At 54.8% G+C, this 15,758-nt stretch carries 18 protein-coding genes; 4 read left to right on the top strand and 14 right to left on the bottom strand.

All coding sequences use genetic code 11. The annotated features are described in order from the left end of the window. Positions 1-2 precede the first annotated feature (2 nt). On the bottom strand, positions 3-1,277 hold the full coding sequence (gene rhlB, locus HALTITAN_RS04935) for an ATP-dependent RNA helicase RhlB (protein WP_022523847.1): 1,275 nt from the start codon (positions 1,275-1,277) through the stop codon (positions 3-5). A 144-nt stretch (positions 1,278-1,421) separates the two neighbouring features. Between rhlB and HALTITAN_RS04930 the strand changes: the two genes are divergently transcribed. Together HALTITAN_RS04930 and xthA are read left to right on the top strand one after the other, a co-directional pair. After that, complete coding sequence (locus HALTITAN_RS04930; RefSeq protein WP_022523848.1) at positions 1,422-1,679, top strand: hypothetical protein; 258 nt, start codon at positions 1,422-1,424, stop codon at positions 1,677-1,679. Then, positions 1,679-2,506, top strand: a complete 828-nt coding sequence (gene xthA / locus HALTITAN_RS04925) for an exodeoxyribonuclease III (protein WP_009286434.1) — start codon at positions 1,679-1,681, stop codon at positions 2,504-2,506. Before HALTITAN_RS04930 ends, xthA begins: the two co-directional genes overlap by 1 nt. 18 nt (positions 2,507-2,524) lie before the next feature. Here the strand turns inward: xthA and HALTITAN_RS04920 are convergent, their stop codons facing one another. Genes HALTITAN_RS04920 through HALTITAN_RS04895 form a run of 6 tightly spaced genes read right to left on the bottom strand, consistent with a single transcriptional unit; the run spans position 2,525 to position 7,430 of the window. Beyond that, positions 2,525-3,589: a tetratricopeptide repeat protein gene (locus HALTITAN_RS04920; RefSeq protein WP_009286433.1), complete on the bottom strand. Its 1,065-nt coding sequence runs from the start codon at positions 3,587-3,589 to the stop codon at positions 2,525-2,527. A 4-nt stretch (positions 3,590-3,593) separates the two neighbouring features. Next, positions 3,594-4,364, bottom strand: coding sequence for a TonB family protein (locus tag HALTITAN_RS04915; RefSeq protein WP_027959125.1), 771 nt, complete (start codon positions 4,362-4,364; stop codon positions 3,594-3,596). After that, positions 4,361-4,768: an ExbD/TolR family protein gene (locus HALTITAN_RS04910; protein WP_022523852.1), complete on the bottom strand. Its 408-nt coding sequence runs from the start codon at positions 4,766-4,768 to the stop codon at positions 4,361-4,363. The genes HALTITAN_RS04915 and HALTITAN_RS04910 overlap by 4 nt, the downstream gene beginning before the upstream one ends. Next, positions 4,761-5,303, bottom strand: coding sequence for a MotA/TolQ/ExbB proton channel family protein (locus tag HALTITAN_RS04905; RefSeq protein ID WP_039858198.1), 543 nt, complete (start codon positions 5,301-5,303; stop codon positions 4,761-4,763). The genes HALTITAN_RS04910 and HALTITAN_RS04905 overlap by 8 nt, the downstream gene beginning before the upstream one ends. Position 5,304: 1 nt before the next feature. Continuing rightward, a complete protein-coding gene (locus HALTITAN_RS04900) occupies positions 5,305-6,651 on the bottom strand; it encodes a MotA/TolQ/ExbB proton channel family protein (protein WP_039858195.1) in 1,347 nt (448 codons plus the stop codon). Then, complete coding sequence (locus tag HALTITAN_RS04895) at positions 6,648-7,430, bottom strand: DUF3450 domain-containing protein (RefSeq protein WP_009286432.1); 783 nt, start codon at positions 7,428-7,430, stop codon at positions 6,648-6,650. The genes HALTITAN_RS04900 and HALTITAN_RS04895 overlap by 4 nt, the downstream gene beginning before the upstream one ends. Before the next feature lie 374 nt (positions 7,431-7,804). On the opposite strand from HALTITAN_RS04895, the gene HALTITAN_RS04890 reads away from it, so the two are divergent. Further along, a complete protein-coding gene (locus HALTITAN_RS04890) occupies positions 7,805-8,002 on the top strand; it encodes an addiction module protein (RefSeq protein ID WP_051051870.1) in 198 nt (65 codons plus the stop codon). Between the two features lie 288 nt (positions 8,003-8,290). Then, entirely contained in the window at positions 8,291-9,184 is an 894-nt protein-coding gene (locus HALTITAN_RS04885) for a DMT family transporter (protein ID WP_009286431.1), read from the top strand. Between the two features lie 19 nt (positions 9,185-9,203). Here HALTITAN_RS04885 and HALTITAN_RS04880 read toward each other — a convergent pair whose 3' ends face one another. The 7 genes from HALTITAN_RS04880 to HALTITAN_RS04850 form a co-directional block, all read right to left on the bottom strand. Continuing rightward, positions 9,204-10,151, bottom strand: coding sequence for a LysR substrate-binding domain-containing protein (locus tag HALTITAN_RS04880; protein WP_039858192.1), 948 nt, complete (start codon positions 10,149-10,151; stop codon positions 9,204-9,206). A 218-nt stretch (positions 10,152-10,369) separates the two neighbouring features. Further along, positions 10,370-10,768 carry an NUDIX hydrolase gene (locus HALTITAN_RS04875; RefSeq protein ID WP_039858189.1) on the bottom strand — a complete coding sequence of 133 codons (399 nt, stop codon included), beginning with the start codon at positions 10,766-10,768 and terminating at the stop codon, positions 10,370-10,372. 63 nt (positions 10,769-10,831) lie between these two features. Beyond that, a complete protein-coding gene (nrdF, locus tag HALTITAN_RS04870; protein WP_009286429.1) occupies positions 10,832-11,803 on the bottom strand; it encodes a class 1b ribonucleoside-diphosphate reductase subunit beta in 972 nt (323 codons plus the stop codon). A 132-nt stretch (positions 11,804-11,935) separates the two neighbouring features. Beyond that, complete coding sequence (gene nrdE, locus HALTITAN_RS04865; protein ID WP_009286428.1) at positions 11,936-14,158, bottom strand: class 1b ribonucleoside-diphosphate reductase subunit alpha; 2,223 nt, start codon at positions 14,156-14,158, stop codon at positions 11,936-11,938. Continuing rightward, positions 14,140-14,574 carry a class Ib ribonucleoside-diphosphate reductase assembly flavoprotein NrdI gene (nrdI, locus tag HALTITAN_RS04860; protein WP_009286427.1) on the bottom strand — a complete coding sequence of 145 codons (435 nt, stop codon included), beginning with the start codon at positions 14,572-14,574 and terminating at the stop codon, positions 14,140-14,142. Before nrdI ends, nrdE begins: the two co-directional genes overlap by 19 nt. A 9-nt stretch (positions 14,575-14,583) precedes the next feature. Then, on the bottom strand, positions 14,584-14,805 hold the full coding sequence (nrdH, locus tag HALTITAN_RS04855; RefSeq protein WP_008956787.1) for a glutaredoxin-like protein NrdH: 222 nt from the start codon (positions 14,803-14,805) through the stop codon (positions 14,584-14,586). A 263-nt stretch (positions 14,806-15,068) separates the two neighbouring features. After that, a complete protein-coding gene (locus HALTITAN_RS04850; RefSeq protein ID WP_022523859.1) occupies positions 15,069-15,680 on the bottom strand; it encodes a superoxide dismutase in 612 nt (203 codons plus the stop codon). Positions 15,681-15,758 lie beyond the last annotated feature (78 nt).

The raw sequence follows: 15,758 nt of genomic DNA, 5'->3' as shown, positions 1-15,758 counted from the left end.
GCTTAGAGCATACCTTCCGGCGGATGCACGCAGGGCAGCTTGTCGTTGATATAGCGTTCGATTTCCGGCAGCGAGAAGGCATCCTCTTCACCGACGAAGCTAATCGACACACCCTTAGCACCAGCGCGACCGGTACGACCGATACGGTGTACGTAGTCTTCCGGATCTTCCGGCAGGGTGTAGTTGATGACGTGACTAACGTCTTCAATATGGATCCCACGGCCTGCAACGTCAGTGGCGACCAATACCTGAATCTCGCCTTCGCGGAAGCTTTCCAGGGTTTTAATACGCTGATTCTGAGGCACATCGCCCGACAGCATCGCCGCACTGACACCGGCTTTTTTGAGCAGATCGTCAAGCTTGCGAACTAAATCGCGACGGTTACCAAAGACCATCACACGCTCAAAGCTCTCTTGCTGAAGCAAATTAACCAGCAAGCGCTGCTTGTCGTCATCAGACACCAAATACACCCGCTGATCGATGTCCGCCTGATTCTCAACGGTGACTTCGATCTCAACGTGGGCAGGATCAAGCGTCCATTGACTGGCGAGATTCAAGATGTCGTCGGTAAAGGTGGCCGAGAAGAGGAAGGTCTGGCGCTCCTCTTTTTTCGGCGTGTAGCGAATAATCCGCTTCACATCGGGGATAAAGCCCATCGACAACATGCGGTCGGCTTCATCTAACACCAAAACTTCGACTTCATTGAGGTCGATATCGCGCTTCTGATGGAAATCCAACAGACGACCAGGTGTTGCCACCAGAATATCGATCTTGCTGCCCAGGCTGTCACGCTGTTTTTGGTAGTCCATACCGCCGACCACACTCGCCACATTGAGCTGCGTGAAACGCGCTAACGCTTTAGCATCCTTTTCAATCTGCAGTGCCAGCTCGCGGGTGGGCGCAATAATCAAGGCTCGCGGAGCCCCCGGCTTTTGACCATTGGGTGTTGGCTCTTCCAGGAAGTAGGCCATCACAGAGATCAAAAAGGCTGCGGTTTTTCCGGTTCCCGTTTGCGCTTTGCCGACAATGTCGCCACCTAATAGCGTCTGGCGCAGGGCCTCCGCTTGAATAGGTGTGCAGTACTCAAACCCCTGGGCATGAATAGCGCGCATTAAGGGCAGCGGCAGATCAAAGTCATGAAAGCGCCACTTACCGGCCACGGCGGGCACCTGAAACTGACGAAGATCCCAGTTCGACTGGCGACGACGCGGTTTACGGCGGCGACGTTTTGGCTTGCGATTCTGGGCCGGGGCTGTGGTCTGTTCCGACTCGCTCATAGGCTGTCTATCTGTCCATTGCTGTGGAAGTTGGCATCACGAAGTGCGCATTGTACCAGGGCTTGGCGATAAGAGCGCGTCCTGCTGTCGAAGGAGTCCCAAGGCCTGTTAGAATAGCCGTCAAATCGACGTAAGGAGCGCGACATGACGCGTAAGAAAAAAACTCGTTCACTGGCCGATAAGGTGACAATCCGTACCGGCCGGCGGAAAGATTATAAAAAATGGCGCCACGACAATCCCGACCAAGTGGCCCCTTCGCGCCGTTTTGTAGCGAAAAAGCAGCAGCAGCGCAAACTGCAGGCGGTGAGAAAACTCGCTCGCCAGCAGAGCGGGCAGGATATTGCTATACACCCTGACAAATCGAGCAGCGACGCTAGCAAACCTAAGGGGGACGACTCGTAATGCGCTTGGTCTCGTTCAACATTAATGGCATTCGAGCACGACTTCACCAGTTACAGGCGTTGATCGACACTCAGCAGCCGGACGTAATTGGGCTGCAGGAAACCAAGGTACAGGACAGCGAGTTCCCGCTTGCCGACGTGGAAGCCATGGGCTACCACGTTTTTTATCACGGCCAAAAAGGCCATTACGGCGTCGCTTTAATGTGCCGTCAGGCGCCCGAAGAGATTTTTTACGGTTTCCCCGATGATGAGGAAGACGCTCAGCGACGCATGATCGGCGTTCGTCTGATCGCCGAGGACGGAGAAGCCGTGACAGTATGGAACGGTTATTTTCCTCAGGGCGAAAACGTTACTCACCCGACCAAATTCCCCCATAAAGAGCGCTTTTATGGCCAACTAGCGCGATTGCTCAACGAACAGCACCGTCCCGACGAGCGGCTAGCGATCATGGGCGACTTTAATATCTCGCCGGAAGATCAGGACATTGGCATTGGCGACGCTAACCGCAAGCGCTGGCTGCGCGAAGGCAAAACCAGCTTTCAGCCCGTTGAGCGCGAATGGCTCGAAGGCATTAAAGCCTGGGGACTTACCGACAGCTATCGCCTCTGCTATCCACAAAGCGATGATCGTTTTAGCTGGTTTGATTACCGCTCAAAAGGGTTTAACCAGGAGCCCAAGCGCGGCCTGCGTATCGACTATATTCTAGTCACCAAGGCGCTAGCCGATCAGGTTACTGCCGCTGGCATCGACTATGACCTGCGCGGCATGGAACGCCCCTCTGATCACGCGCCTACCTGGAGCGACTTCGCTCTCACGCTTAAGGCGTAGTTTTCTACGTAGTCTTTTCTAGCCAAAGCTGGTCAGCCATTGCTCCGCCTCATCGTCACCTAGCGACGAGGCGCGGGCAAAAGCTTGTTTCGCTTGCCCATCCTCACCCCAGGCATAAGCGAGTTGGCCATAAGCCCGCCAGTCGGCGGCAGCTTGCGTATGCAGCGCTAAGGTGTGCCAGGCATTCAGGGCCTTCTCAACGTCTTTAGCCTGCCGCCAAGCGTTAGCAAGCAAACGCAGATGGGACTCATCGCGAACTATATCGCCCTCATTCAGCGCCCGCTCTAGGTGCTCTGCCGCTCTAGCAGGGGTTCCGCCGGCGAGATGAAGTTGAATCAACAGCCAGAAATCTTCCTGCTCGGTCAACTTACCTAATTGCCACGCCGTCTCCCACAGGGCAGCGGCTACCCCTGACTGACCAGCCTGTTGAGCAAGCCCGGCGGCTTGGCGCCAATCGGCGGCGTCGCTTTGCGCATTCAAGCCATCCAGCAGCCAGCCCAATGCCTGATCGCCTTGCCCTGCATTGCGATACACAGCAAGCGCCAGAGTCTGCTGTGCTTCGCTTAACTCTGGCGTCTCATTAAGCGCCTGCTCTAGCCAGTCGGCAGCGTCTTGCCAACGCTCCTGTTGCGCCAGCAGGCGGATTAACTGCCAGGTAGTGTCAATATCCTGTTGATTGGCTAACCACTCACTGAGTAACTCAATGGCTTGATCACGCTGACCGGCAGCACGGCGCAGTGAGGCCTCATCACGTAGCCAACGGGCTGCTTGGTCACTATCGACACCGTTTAAGCCACGGGCAATCGCCAGCCGATCCGCTGCCGCAGCGTGCTGATCCTGACGCGCCAAGGCACCTGCCGCCAACTGCTGATAGAGCGCACTGGCCCACTGATCCGATTGGTTGCCGGATGCCAACCGCTCAGCCTGGGCCGTTGCCCGCTCAACGACCTGAGGCAACGCGCCCTCTTTTAACTGGCTTTGCAGCGCATTGAGGTCAGCAATCACATCACCTTGTAGCGCAGGGCTGGCCTGTGACGAAAGAGGCCAAACACTGAGTAATAGAATGCATAAAAGACGCTTCATACGGCTACCTCAACTCAAACTCGATCCGCTGGGTGGCATTGCGTAACCGATCACTGGGTTCAAATTGCCACTTGGCAATTGCCTCCCGCGCGGCATCATCAAACACCCGACGCGGCTGCGCGCTGGTAACCCGTATAGAAGAGCTGTCGACACTGCCATCACGCCGAATCGTAAAAGCCACCTCTACAAAGCCTTCCATACCTCGGCGCTGGGCACGGGGCGGGTAATTTGGACCAACTTGGTTCGTCGGTGTCACCTGACCCACATTCACCGGCTCATTAGAGGGCGCTGGTTGAGCTTCCGGGGCAGCTTCGCGCACGGCGGGTGCAGAATCCACTGATGCAGGGGCTGCTCTAGGAGCTGCCTCAACAGGTTGCTGTTGCGGGGTCGGCTCTGGTCTCGGCTCAGAAGTAGGTTCGGGCCGGGGTTCCGGTTTAACTTCCGTTAGCTCCGGGAGTTCGCTGTCCATTTCAACCGGCTCGACGGGCTCATCTGGCAGCTCCACTTCAGGCAGACTAATAGTGCTTTCCGTTACCGGGGGCGGCTCGGGTGCAGGCATGGGCGGCGGCGTTTGCTGGGGTGCCGCTTCAACAGGCTGAGGCGTGGGCGCCTCCTGCTCAGGGGCCACCTCCGGCGCTTCAATCATGGTCATCGCCATGCTCATGGTCAGCTCTTCGGGCTCCCGCTCAGGGGGAGCCACTAGCTGGGCAAGTAGCCAGAACAAGCCCACCGCCAGCACGACGCCTCCCAATAATGACAGCAGGTGGCGCATCATGACCCACTCCGACTCGCCGCCACCGCCACTTGGTCAACGCCCGCCTCACGTAGGCGATCCATCACCTCGATCAGCAAGCCCGTGGTGGATTCGCGATCCGCCTGAATAACCACCGAGCCATCATCACTTAGCATATCGGCTACCTGCTGGCCGACCCGATGGGCATCCACGGGACTGCCATCTACCCACACTGCACCCTCGGGGGAAATCGCCACGAGCACCTGGGCATCCGGGCGCGGGGTGGCGGCGCTGGATTCCGGCCGCTCAATCTCGACACCGCTCTCTTTGACAAAGCTGGTAGTCACAATAAAGAAAATCAGCATGATAAATACCACGTCAAGCATCGGGGTAAGATTCACCTCGTTGCTCTCAGCAGTCGCATCTATGGAACGACGTCTACGCATCACTCTCCTCCAGTGCCCGCGCCAGGCGATCATGCAGCCGCTGGTCTTCGCGACGGATGACGTGCTCTAAACGACTAATAAATAACAGCCCTACTACGGCAATGGCCATGCCGGTCAAGGTCGGCAGTGTCGCCCGGGCAACCCCATCTGCCATAGCGCGGGCTTGATGGGTCTCGCTCAGCGAAAGGCTATCGAACACGCTAATCATGCCCGTCACGGTGCCTAACAAGCCTAGTAACGGACATAGCGCGACTAACAGTTTTAACCATGGCAAGGGTTTGCGCAGCCTGGCGACCAGCGCCTCGGCCCACACCTGACGCAGTGTCCGGGCACTCCAACTGGAGTGGTCACTACGTGCCGCCCAGCGGCGTAACAGTTGACGGCGTGCTATACGCCAAGTAATCCGGTAGTACCACCAGCGCTCCATAGCCATGGCAAACACCAGTATGGCCACGACGGCCAAAACCACCAGTACCGCGCCACCCGCCTCTACTAAGCGCTCAACGGGTTCGAGCCAGAGAGGAAGAGTGGACATGTTAATTCACCACGGGCGTGTGAGATTCCAGATGATCTGCCAGTGTCGCGCTCGCCTGCCCTTCAATCACGTGGGTCAAGTAACGGCTGCGGCCTGCCAAAGCGGTCTGTACAAACAACAGCGGTACGGCGGTAATTAGACCTAGTACGGTGGTCACTAGTGCCTGACTGATGCCGCCCGCCATAAGTTGCGGGTCGCCGGTGCCAAACACGGTAATCGCCTGGAAAGTCACGATCATGCCGGTTACCGTGCCCAGCAGGCCGAGCAACGGTGCTATCGCGGCAAGCAGCTTCACCATCGGCTGGCTGCGTTCCAACCTGGGCAACTCGGCCAACACCGCTTCATCCAACCGCGCTTCCAGCGCCTCCGGAGTTTGATGTTTATCCATGCCTTCAAAGCGCAGTAGCACCCGCCCCAACGGGTTATTGTCCCGCAACTGATCGAGGGATTGCCGCTGACGCTTTACGCGCAGGCTAACCAGCACTAGATAGAGATACTGCCCCAGACCGATGATCATACCCAGAATACCCAGCGCCACGACAACGTAGCCGACATAGCCGCCCTGCTGGAAACGCTCCCATAGACTGGGTTGCTGGGCCAAGGCCTCCAGCACGCTGCCCTGGGTAGGATCAATGGCAAAGACGCTGCTCTCGCCTGGATAGTAATCCGCCAGTACCCCGCCAATGGCATCGGGGGTACGCGGCAGAACCACTAGGTTGCCGTCATTTTCACCGCGCTCTAAAAGCTCGTTCTCGGTAAAGGCCGCAAAATCGCCCAACCGCACCAACTCGCGGGCGGCCACCTCGCCGTTAGCATCGGCTACTGGCATTGAAAGCCGTTCGGCACGGCCGGTGCGCGCGGTTAGCGTTGCCAAGCGATCCACCACGTTTTCCAACTGATGGCGCTCAAGCACTTCCACTTCATCCAACCGCGGCGGCAGCGAGCCCTCCTCAAGGGTTAGCAGACTCTGTTCGCCAAGCGTGTTGCGAATCTCTGAGCTATGTCGGGCAAGATTGGCCAGCAGACTCGAGAGCGCTTCGCCCTGCTCTGCCTGGCGCTCGCTCAGCTCGCTGGCTTGATCTGTTTGCTCTGCCTGCTGCGCCTGTAGTGCTTCATGCTGCTGCTGGACATCTTCGTGCTCTGCGCGCGCCTGCTCCAGCGCGGACTCTAGCGCCTGCTGGTCATCCAGAAAGCTCATTAGCCGCTGCTGGTCTCGCGCTTCAGCAGCCTCACGGGCTTCACGCAGAGAAGTAGCGCTTTCGGTTTGCGCCATTGATATACCACTTACCGCTACCAGTCCCAATACAACACAGACATAGCCAAGTTGACGGAGTGTTAGTCGACTCATGGTTGCTCTCCCTGCAGGTCATTGGCACTGATCGAGAGCGGCAAGGTTAATAGATCAGGGGCGCGCTGATCTTCCGCCATACGCAGCCCACTGCGCACTTCACGCAGGTACTCGTCATCCAGCGGCTGCCATGCGCCGTTCTCAGCACTCCAAACACCCCCCTCACGGCCATCGGGGGTTAGGTAATAAAAGCCGATACGCCCGATGCGCAAGAAATCCACTTCGCGTTCGCGACCATCCTGACTTAAACGCCCCCGCCAGCTGTCCATCTCCTGACCATAATCGAGCTCAACGCGCCAGGCCTCTAACAGTCCATTAATACGCTCGATAGTGTTTTGACCTTGCTCGTCTGGCTGACGCTCAACCCGCGCCAACCGCTCTTCACGTAGAAACGGCAGGTCACGCTCAATCCAGCCGCTCAGTTGCTCGGCCATATTCTGTTCGATCACGGGCAGCGCTGCGCGGGTCTCTTCCAGCGTATCCAGCGCCGTCGCCAAACGCTGCTGACGCTCGGCCTCTTCCGCCAAGCGCCCGGACAGAGAGGCGTTATCAGCCTTCAACTGGCGGGTTTCGCGCTCCAAACGGCGCAACTCCTCCAACTGCTCCCGGGTCTGTTCATCGGCAGCATCAATCTGCTCCTGAAGCGCTGCCTGGGTTTGCTGGGCTTCGACACTTTCGGCCGCTTGAGCCACTGCTTGTGCACTTGCCATCAGCGTGCCACTGGCCAGCACTCCCGCTAGCCACCATCCACGCAAGGCAAAGAAAGGCCTGTTCAGCACGTCGACTCTCCGTCACTGAGTAGCGGGCGGCGAGCACCGCCCAACTAGAAACTAATTAGGTATTAGAACGATTTGCGTTTATCTTTTACGGGTCATAGCCTACCACTAATAGAATAAATGACAATATTTATCATTAACAATCAGTCGATTTCGTTGCCGCTGGAAGCACTCTCCTCCATCATGACCGGCGTCCCACTGACCACCTTGCGAGGGTCTCTGAATGGGGATAGCACCATTAGATAGTTACTCGGAAATGCCCTATGACTGCCGAAACACTAGGGTCTGTTGACGTTTCACTCACGGCCGCGCTGGTGCCCGTTTTTATTCACGGCAAGGCAGAACGTTAACAGACCCTAAATCAGCTACGCTCCCAGATTTCGCCACTTTCAGGATCGGAGCGAGCAGCGCTGGCTCATGAGCTTATTATGAGCCTGAACGACCCACGCGATAATTCCGTTGAACAAGCCTGGAACGAAGAAATCAGTCAGCGCGCCTTCAAAGCCAGAAGCGGCAATGCCACCTTGCTGAGCCGTGAAGAGTCCCGAAAGCAGATGCGCGAGAGGCTAGGTTAGTAACAGTGCGGGCAGTGAGAATACTGGAAGAAGCATCACAGGAAGCGATAGAAGCCGCAGCGTGGTCATCACGTTATTACCACCTAGATGAATAGTCGTATCACGACGTCGTACATTAATATCGGCGCGCTCTCGCTCGCAGTAGGTCACTTAGCGGTCGATGATCCGCCTCTGCCGCTCCTCATCCATTACGTTTCGTAAAGTATCCCTGGCCAAATCTTCATTATTCATAATCATTGGATCTCACTAGCCTTTCCTTGGTAACAAACCCACTAAGGAGAGATTCCAATGACTTCAAATACAACCACAATCCCTCGTTTTCGCCCAGGCGTGACCGCCCTAGGGCTGCCTTTGCTTTTCATCGTTATGTGGAGCTCTGGCTACGTGGCTGGCAAAGCAGCCCTGCCCTTTGTCGGCCCGTACACCATGATCTTTCTGCGCTTCGCTAGTGCCGCCCTGGTTCTACTTATGGTCGCCGTTGCAACACGCGCACCGTGGCCAAAAACGTGGAAGGAGGTTGGCCACATTGCGGTTGTCGGGCTGCTGATTCAAGCAATGCAATTTTCGGGGCTCTATACCGGCATCAATCTCGGTGTGAGCGCGGGAGTTTCGGCACTCATTGTCGGCACAATGCCCATCTTCGTTGCACTTGGCGCCAGTGTTTTTCTTTCTGAACGCATCAAGCAACATCAATGGGTGGGCCTTCTGATTGGTCTAGCAGGTGTTGTGTTGGTCGTTTCGGAAAAGTTCTCTTTTGGGGAGGCAACGGTCGGGGGCTATATCGCGATTCTCTTCGCCCTACTTGGTATCACGCTGGGCACGCTTTACCAGAAGAAATTTTGTACAAGCATGGATCTACGTACGGGTGGATTCATTCAACTGAGTGTCGCAGCAACCTTTGCATTTGTTGCAGCCCATATACTTGAAGACCTGTACTTCCAAGTCACGCCTACTTTCTTATTCGCGACAAGCTGGATGAGCCTTGTGAACTCGATTGGAGCCATCAGCGTGCTATACGTCATGATTCGTCGCGGCGAGGCAAGCAAAGTGGCCAGCCTCTTCTACCTAATACCCGGCATGACCGCCCTTATGGCCTTTGTGATTCTTGGCGAAACACTTCACCCGTTAGCCATGATTGGCTTTGCAGTCACCGCTTGCGGGGTTTATCTGAATAACCGCTAGCCGTTTCGCCTTGCCCCAATCACATAGCGCATGGCACTTGGAGAGGCGCAGCTCCTGCTTTCTGTTGTTCAGGAGAGTCCCAGCAGCGACGAATAAGCTGAATCAGCCACTCTACTTGGTGGGACTCGACGTTGGCAGCGATTTTAATGCTGATTCGAATATCCGGAAGCAAAGGGAGTTGTTGCTCATTTATCGGGGAGGCGAGCCCATACAGTGACGGGATAAAAGGGAGAGCGCTCACACCCAGGCCCGCTTTGACCGCTGCTAGTAAATCGCCTAAATCACGCGCCTCATAAGCTATGCGCCATTGCAGCTGACTGTGCTTGAGCCTGTTGATTTGCAGGTCTCGTAGTATGCACGGGGGAGAAAAAGCAACAAGTGGAATCTCATTACAGGATGCTAGTAAAGAGTGTTGGGCTCCTACCCAGGAAAGGCGCCGGTCTGCCACATGTATGCTTTCTAGCACACTCGGACGCGATGTTTCGGGAATGTCGACAGCGATGACCATATCAAGCTGTCCATCATTGAGCTTATGTTGCAGTACCGTTGAGCGCCCTAGCTGAGGAATAATGCGAATTCCCTTTTGCTCAAGAGGCAAGGAGGCCAGCATGATCGGCAGGTAGTCTTGAGCAAAGTATTCCGACACTCCCAAGCGAATCTCTTTTGCAACTCCACGATACTGCCCGAGCTTATCGAAAGCTTCGTCGTTGAGGGCAAGAATTTGCCGCGCGTACCATAGAAAGAGTTCACCTGACTCTGTAAGGCGCCTTCGCCGCCCATGGGTCGCGAACAAAGTATTACCAAGCTGTTCCTCAAGACGACGCACATGGTGAGAAACAGCCGATTGAGTTAGATGCAAGACCTGCGCCGCTTCGGAAAACCCACCGCAATCGCTTATGGATACCAGCGTACGCAATAGTGTTGTATCTAAGTTGGCCTTACGTGCAGTCTTTATTATGTCTGCCATGCCCCCACTCTCCACAAATGCATGTTCTTTTATACGCTTGCGGGAGAATTAAACGCAACCAGACAATTGGTTTTCCAGAAGAGATCGCCAAGCGGTGCTAATGGAATCGAAGCATTACTCAATACGTTTAAAGTTATCGGACATCAATGACGCTTAGCGCATACCTAGCCTGGATTATGGCCAGCCTTAAACGCTGTTGCCTTACTGAGAAATCAACACTAATTTACCACTACGTACTCTTTCGTCAGCGGCGCTAGAGGAAGCAGCCAAGCCTCTTCACGGGTCACCCATCTTGCCTCGGCAATTTCAGCTGCCGCCTCGACAGGCTCATCAATAACAAGGCTAAACAGGTGCGCTTCGAGCATCATGCCCGGCTCATTGGCAGCGGGAGCGGAGTGTATGCCTAACGGCGAAAGCTGATCGCTATTCACGTTCAAGCCTAACTCCTCTTTCAGCTCACGGCACAGTGCCTCTAGCTCGGTTTCACCCGCATCGATCTTGCCGCCGGGCTGCATAAAGAAGGACGTATTGTGCTTACGCACGAGTAGCAAACGACCATCTGGATCGCTCACCATTGCTGCGGCAATTTTCAATACGTTAGCGGGGTTGTCTGGCATACCTCCTCCTTTATGCGCCTTTATCTATACCACCAGCTTATCTACTACCCACTCATACGGCCATTAAAACGCCCAGTCGTCGTCTTCGGTGGCGACGGCTTTGCCGATCACGTAGGAGGAGCCGGAGCCGGAGAAGAAATCGTGGTTCTCGTCGGCGTTGGGTGACAGCGCCGCCATGATGGTTGGATCTACATCGGTGACGCTGCTGGGGAATAGGGGCTCAAAGCCAAGATTCATCAGCGCTTTATTGGCGTTGTAGTGAAGGAATTTTTTCACATCTTCGCTTAGACCTACCTCGTCATACAGTGACTCGGTGTAGCGCACTTCGTTGTCGTAGAGCTCCAGCAGCAGCTCGTAGGCGTAATCTTTGACTTCCTGCTGACGCGCTGGCGTCGCTTCCGCCATTGCCTGCTGGAATTTATAGCCGATGTAGTAGCCGTGTACCGCTTCGTCGCGAATGATTAGACGAATAAGGTCGGCGGTGTTGGTCAACTTGGCATGGCTTGACCAGTACATCGGCAGGTAGAAGCCGGAGTAGAACAGAAATGACTCCAGGAACACGCTGGCGACTTTGCGCATCAGCGGATCATCCGAGCGGTAGCGCTCTAAAATCAGCTCAGATTTCGCCTGCAGCGTGGGATTCTCTTCACTCCAGCGAAAGGCATCATCCACATCACGAGTGGTGCAGAGCGTCGAGAAAATCGAGCTGTAGGAGCGCGCATGCACTGATTCCATAAAGGCGATGTTGGTGTAAACCGCCTCTTCATGGGGAGTGCGAGCATCTTCCATTAATACCGGCGCACCCACGCTGCTTTGGATGGTGTCCAGCAGTGTCAGGCCCGTGAAAACGCGGATCGTCAGCTGCTTTTCTTTCTCGGTCAGCGTATTCCACGACTGAATATCGTTCGACAGTGGCACCTTCTCGGGCAGCCAAAAATTACTGGTCAAGCGGTTCCACACTTCCAGGTCTTTATCGTCTTGAAGCCGGTTCCAGTTAATCGCATCAACCCGCGATAAACGTTGCATGGTATTCATATCACTCTCTCGAAGCCCGGCTGTGACAGCCGGGCTAGCAAAGCTTATTTATAAAAATTGGTTATAAAAAGCTTGTTTTAAAAACGAATGCTCAATAACAGATACAAGGCGTATCGACAGAAATCAGTACCATTACAGCGTGCAGGAAACGCAGCCTTCTACCTCGGTACCTTCTAACGCACTCTGGCGCAGGCGAATGTAGTAAAGCGTTTTGATGCCTTTGCGCCAGGCGTAAATCTGCGCCTTATTGATATCGCGCGTGCTTGCGGTGTCCGGGAAGAACAGCGTTAGCGATAAGCCCTGATCGACGTGCTGCGAGGCTTCCGCGTAGGTATCGATGATCTTTTCCGGGCCGATTTCGTAGGCGTCCTGGAAGTAGTCAAAATTAGCTTCATCCAGGAAAGGCGCCGGGTAATAAACACGCCCCAACTTGCCCTCTTTACGAATCTCGATTCTCGCCGCCACCGGGTGAATACTGGAGGTGGAGTTATTGATATAGGAGATCGACCCCGTCGGCGGTACCGCCTGCAGGTTACGGTTATACAAACCGTGGGCCATGACCGAGGCTTTCAGCTCCTGCCAATCGTCTTGGGTCGGCAGCGCGATACCGCTGCGCTCAAAAAGCCCGCGTACTTTATCGGTGCGCGGCAGCCACGCCTGGTCGGTGTACTTATCGAAGAAGGTACCCGAGGCGTAGGTAGATTCTGCAAAACCCGCAAACGACTCTTTGTGCTCAATCGCCAAACGGTTCGACGCCCGGATCGCATGGAAGGCAACGCAGTAGAAGTAGAGGTTGGTAAAATCCAAACCTTCGTCAGAGCCGTAGTAAATGTGCTCCCGCGCCAGGTAGCCGTGTAGGTTCATCTGGCCCAAGCCAATCGCCCGCGACTTGGCATTACCTTCGGCAATAGAGGGCACGCTGCGCAGGTTACTCATTTCAGAAACAGCGGTGAGACCACGAATAGCAATTTCCACACTGGTACCGATATCGCCTGCGTCCATCACCTTGGCAATGTTCATGGAGCCCAGGTTACAGGAGATGTCCTGACCGATTTGGCGATAACCCAGGTCATCGTCATACTCGGTAGGCGTATTGACCTGAAGAATTTCCGAGCAAAGGTTGCTCATGTTGATACGGCCAGCAATCGGGTTGGCGCGATTAACCGTGTCTTCGAACATGATGTACGGGTAGCCCGACTCGAACTGCAGCTCGGCTAGAGTTTGGAAGAAGGCCCGTGCATTGATCTTATGCTTACGAATGCGCGCATCCGCAACCATCTCTTGGTACTTCTCGGTAACGCTGATGTCGCCAAACGGCACGCCGTAAACACGCTCTACATCGTAGGGCGAGAACAGGTACATGTCGTCGTTGCGCTTGGCAAGCTCAAAGGTAATATCCGGAATCGTCACGCCCAGGGAGAGCGTTTTGATACGAATTTTCTCGTCGGCATTTTCCCGTTTGGTATCCAAAAAGCGCAGGATATCCGGGTGGTGAGCGTTAAGATACACCGCCCCTGCCCCCTGACGAGCCCCCAGCTGGTTAGCATAGGAGAAGGCGTCTTCCAGCAGTTTCATAATCGGGATGATGCCCGATGACTGGTTTTCAATACGCTTGATGGGCGCACCCGACTCACGAATATTACTGAGCAGAAACGCCACGCCGCCGCCGCGTTTGGAGAGCTGGAGGGCCGAGTTAATCGAACGGCCAATCGACTCCATATTGTCTTCGATACGCAGTAGGAAGCATGACACCAGCTCGCCGCGCTGCTGCTTGCCACAGTTCAAAAAGGTGGGGGTCGCCGGCTGAAAGCGGCCGCTAATGATTTCATCCACCAGCGACTTCGCCAGCGTTTCGTCGCCCCGCGCCAGGGTTAGCGCGACCATGCAGACGCGGTCTTCGTAACGCTCTAGATAGCGCTTGCCGTCGAACGTCTTCAGCGTGTAGCTGGTGTAGTACTTAAAGGCGCCCAAAAAGCTAGGGAAGCGAAACTTATATGCATAGGCCTGCTCGAACAGCGCCTTGATAAAGGCGAAGCTGTACTGGGCCAGCATCTCGGCTTCGTAATACTGCTCTTCGACCAGGTAATCGAGTTTCTCCTCTAACGAGTGGAAAAACACCGTGTTCTGGTTAACGTGCTGCAAAAAGTACTGGCGTGCCGCTTCGCGATCTTTATCCAGCTGCAGCTCGCCATTGGCACCGTACAGGTTGAGCATGGCGTTAAGAGCGTGATAGTCCAGCGTGCGAGCTTCTGTCTTCGCCGCTGGCCGCTTGGCCTCACCGTTTTTAGTGGATACGTCGTTCGAGACTGAGTCTTTCGGCGCTGAGTCTTTCAGGGCTAGGTTTGTCGTTTCCAAAACTCTTCTACTCCTTGACGGACATTGGCCACGTCATCGTCGGTGCCAAATAATTCGAATCGATACAGCAGCGGCACTTGGCATTTTTTCGCAATAATGCGGCCAGCAAGGCCATACGCTTCGCCAAAATTTGTATTTCCCGCTGCAATCACCCCCCGCAGGAGGCTTCGATTATGTGTGTCGTTAAGAAAATGGATCACCTGCTTGGGCACCGCACCCTGCTCGCTTCCCCCACCATAAGTGGGGGTAATTAAAATATACGGCTGGGTGACTCGTGGAACAGGCTCATCTCGATTCAACGGCAGTCGCTTTGCGGCAAAACCAAGTTTTTCTACAAATCGATGGGTATTGCCTGATTTTGTAGAGAAGTAAACCAAACTGCCGGCGATAGGTGAAGGTGAGCAACTTGCCAGCATTGGGATGACTTAAGCCAGCGCTTGAATGCGGTCTGGGCGGAAACCCGACCAGTGATCCTCGCCGACGACTACGACAGGAAGCTGGCGATAGCCGAGAGCTTCGACTTCTTCTTGGGCACCGGATTCGGCGGTAATATCGATAACAGTGTAATCAAGCCCCTGCTTGTCGAGCGCGCGGTAAGTCGCGGTGCATTGAACACAAGCGGGCTTGCTATAAATTTGGATTTCCATGGCTATTTTCCTTTTCATAGCGGCATTTTTCGGGTAGGGCACATCTAGTGCCTGCCCTCTCTAAAAGATACGACGCATACTATATATAGACCAATGAAAAATCAATTCAAGCATATGTGGTATTTTTCATCCACAGGATATTGACAGCTAATGCCCAACCCTGCCCCTAAAACACTGTCCCAGGCAATAAAAAACCGCCCACTAAAAAGTGGACGGTTTTTAACAGCGCCGTGAACCGGCGCAGTTAGCGGCTCATAGCAATATTAGCTAATCGCAGCTTGATAACGACGCTCAACGTCTTCCCAGTTAACCACGTTAAAGAACGCAGCAATGTAGTCAGGACGCTTGTTTTGATACTTCAGGTAGTAGGCATGCTCCCAAACATCCAGACCGAGCAGCGGCGTGTTGCCGTGCATCAACGGGCTGTCTTGGTTCAGGGTATTCTCTACCACCAATTTCTTTTCAGGAGTAATGGAGAGCCAGGCCCAACCACTGCCGAAACGGCCAAGGGCGGCTTTTTTGAATTCTTCTTTAAAGGCTTCCAGGCCACCCAGCTCAGCGTCAATCGCTTTTGCGACATCACCCTGGGGATTACCACCGCCGTTAGGCGACATCATTTGCCAAAACATGGAGTGGTTGGCATGACCGCCACCGTTATTGATAACGGCTTGACGCTTGGCTTCTGGAACGCGATCCAGATTAGCGACCAGCTCTTCGACAGGTACATCTTCAAGACCTGTGCCTTCCAGCGTGGCGTTCAGGTTGTTGATGTAGGTTTGATGGTGACGAGAATGGTGAATTTCCATCGTCATCGCATCGATGTTTGGTTCGAGAGCGTCATATGCGTACGGCAATTCGGGTAGTGTATGTGCCATATCATCATCTCCTTGAGTGGCTTTCGTTGCTTTCACTTATCTATGTGCGGTCAGCCCGCAGCTTTTTCAACCACCGGG

The sequence above is a fragment of the Vreelandella titanicae BH1 genome (genome assembly GCF_000336575.1).
Lineage (GTDB): Bacteria > Pseudomonadota > Gammaproteobacteria > Pseudomonadales > Halomonadaceae > Vreelandella > Vreelandella titanicae.
This window is presented reverse-complemented; position numbering and strand designations above follow the sequence as displayed.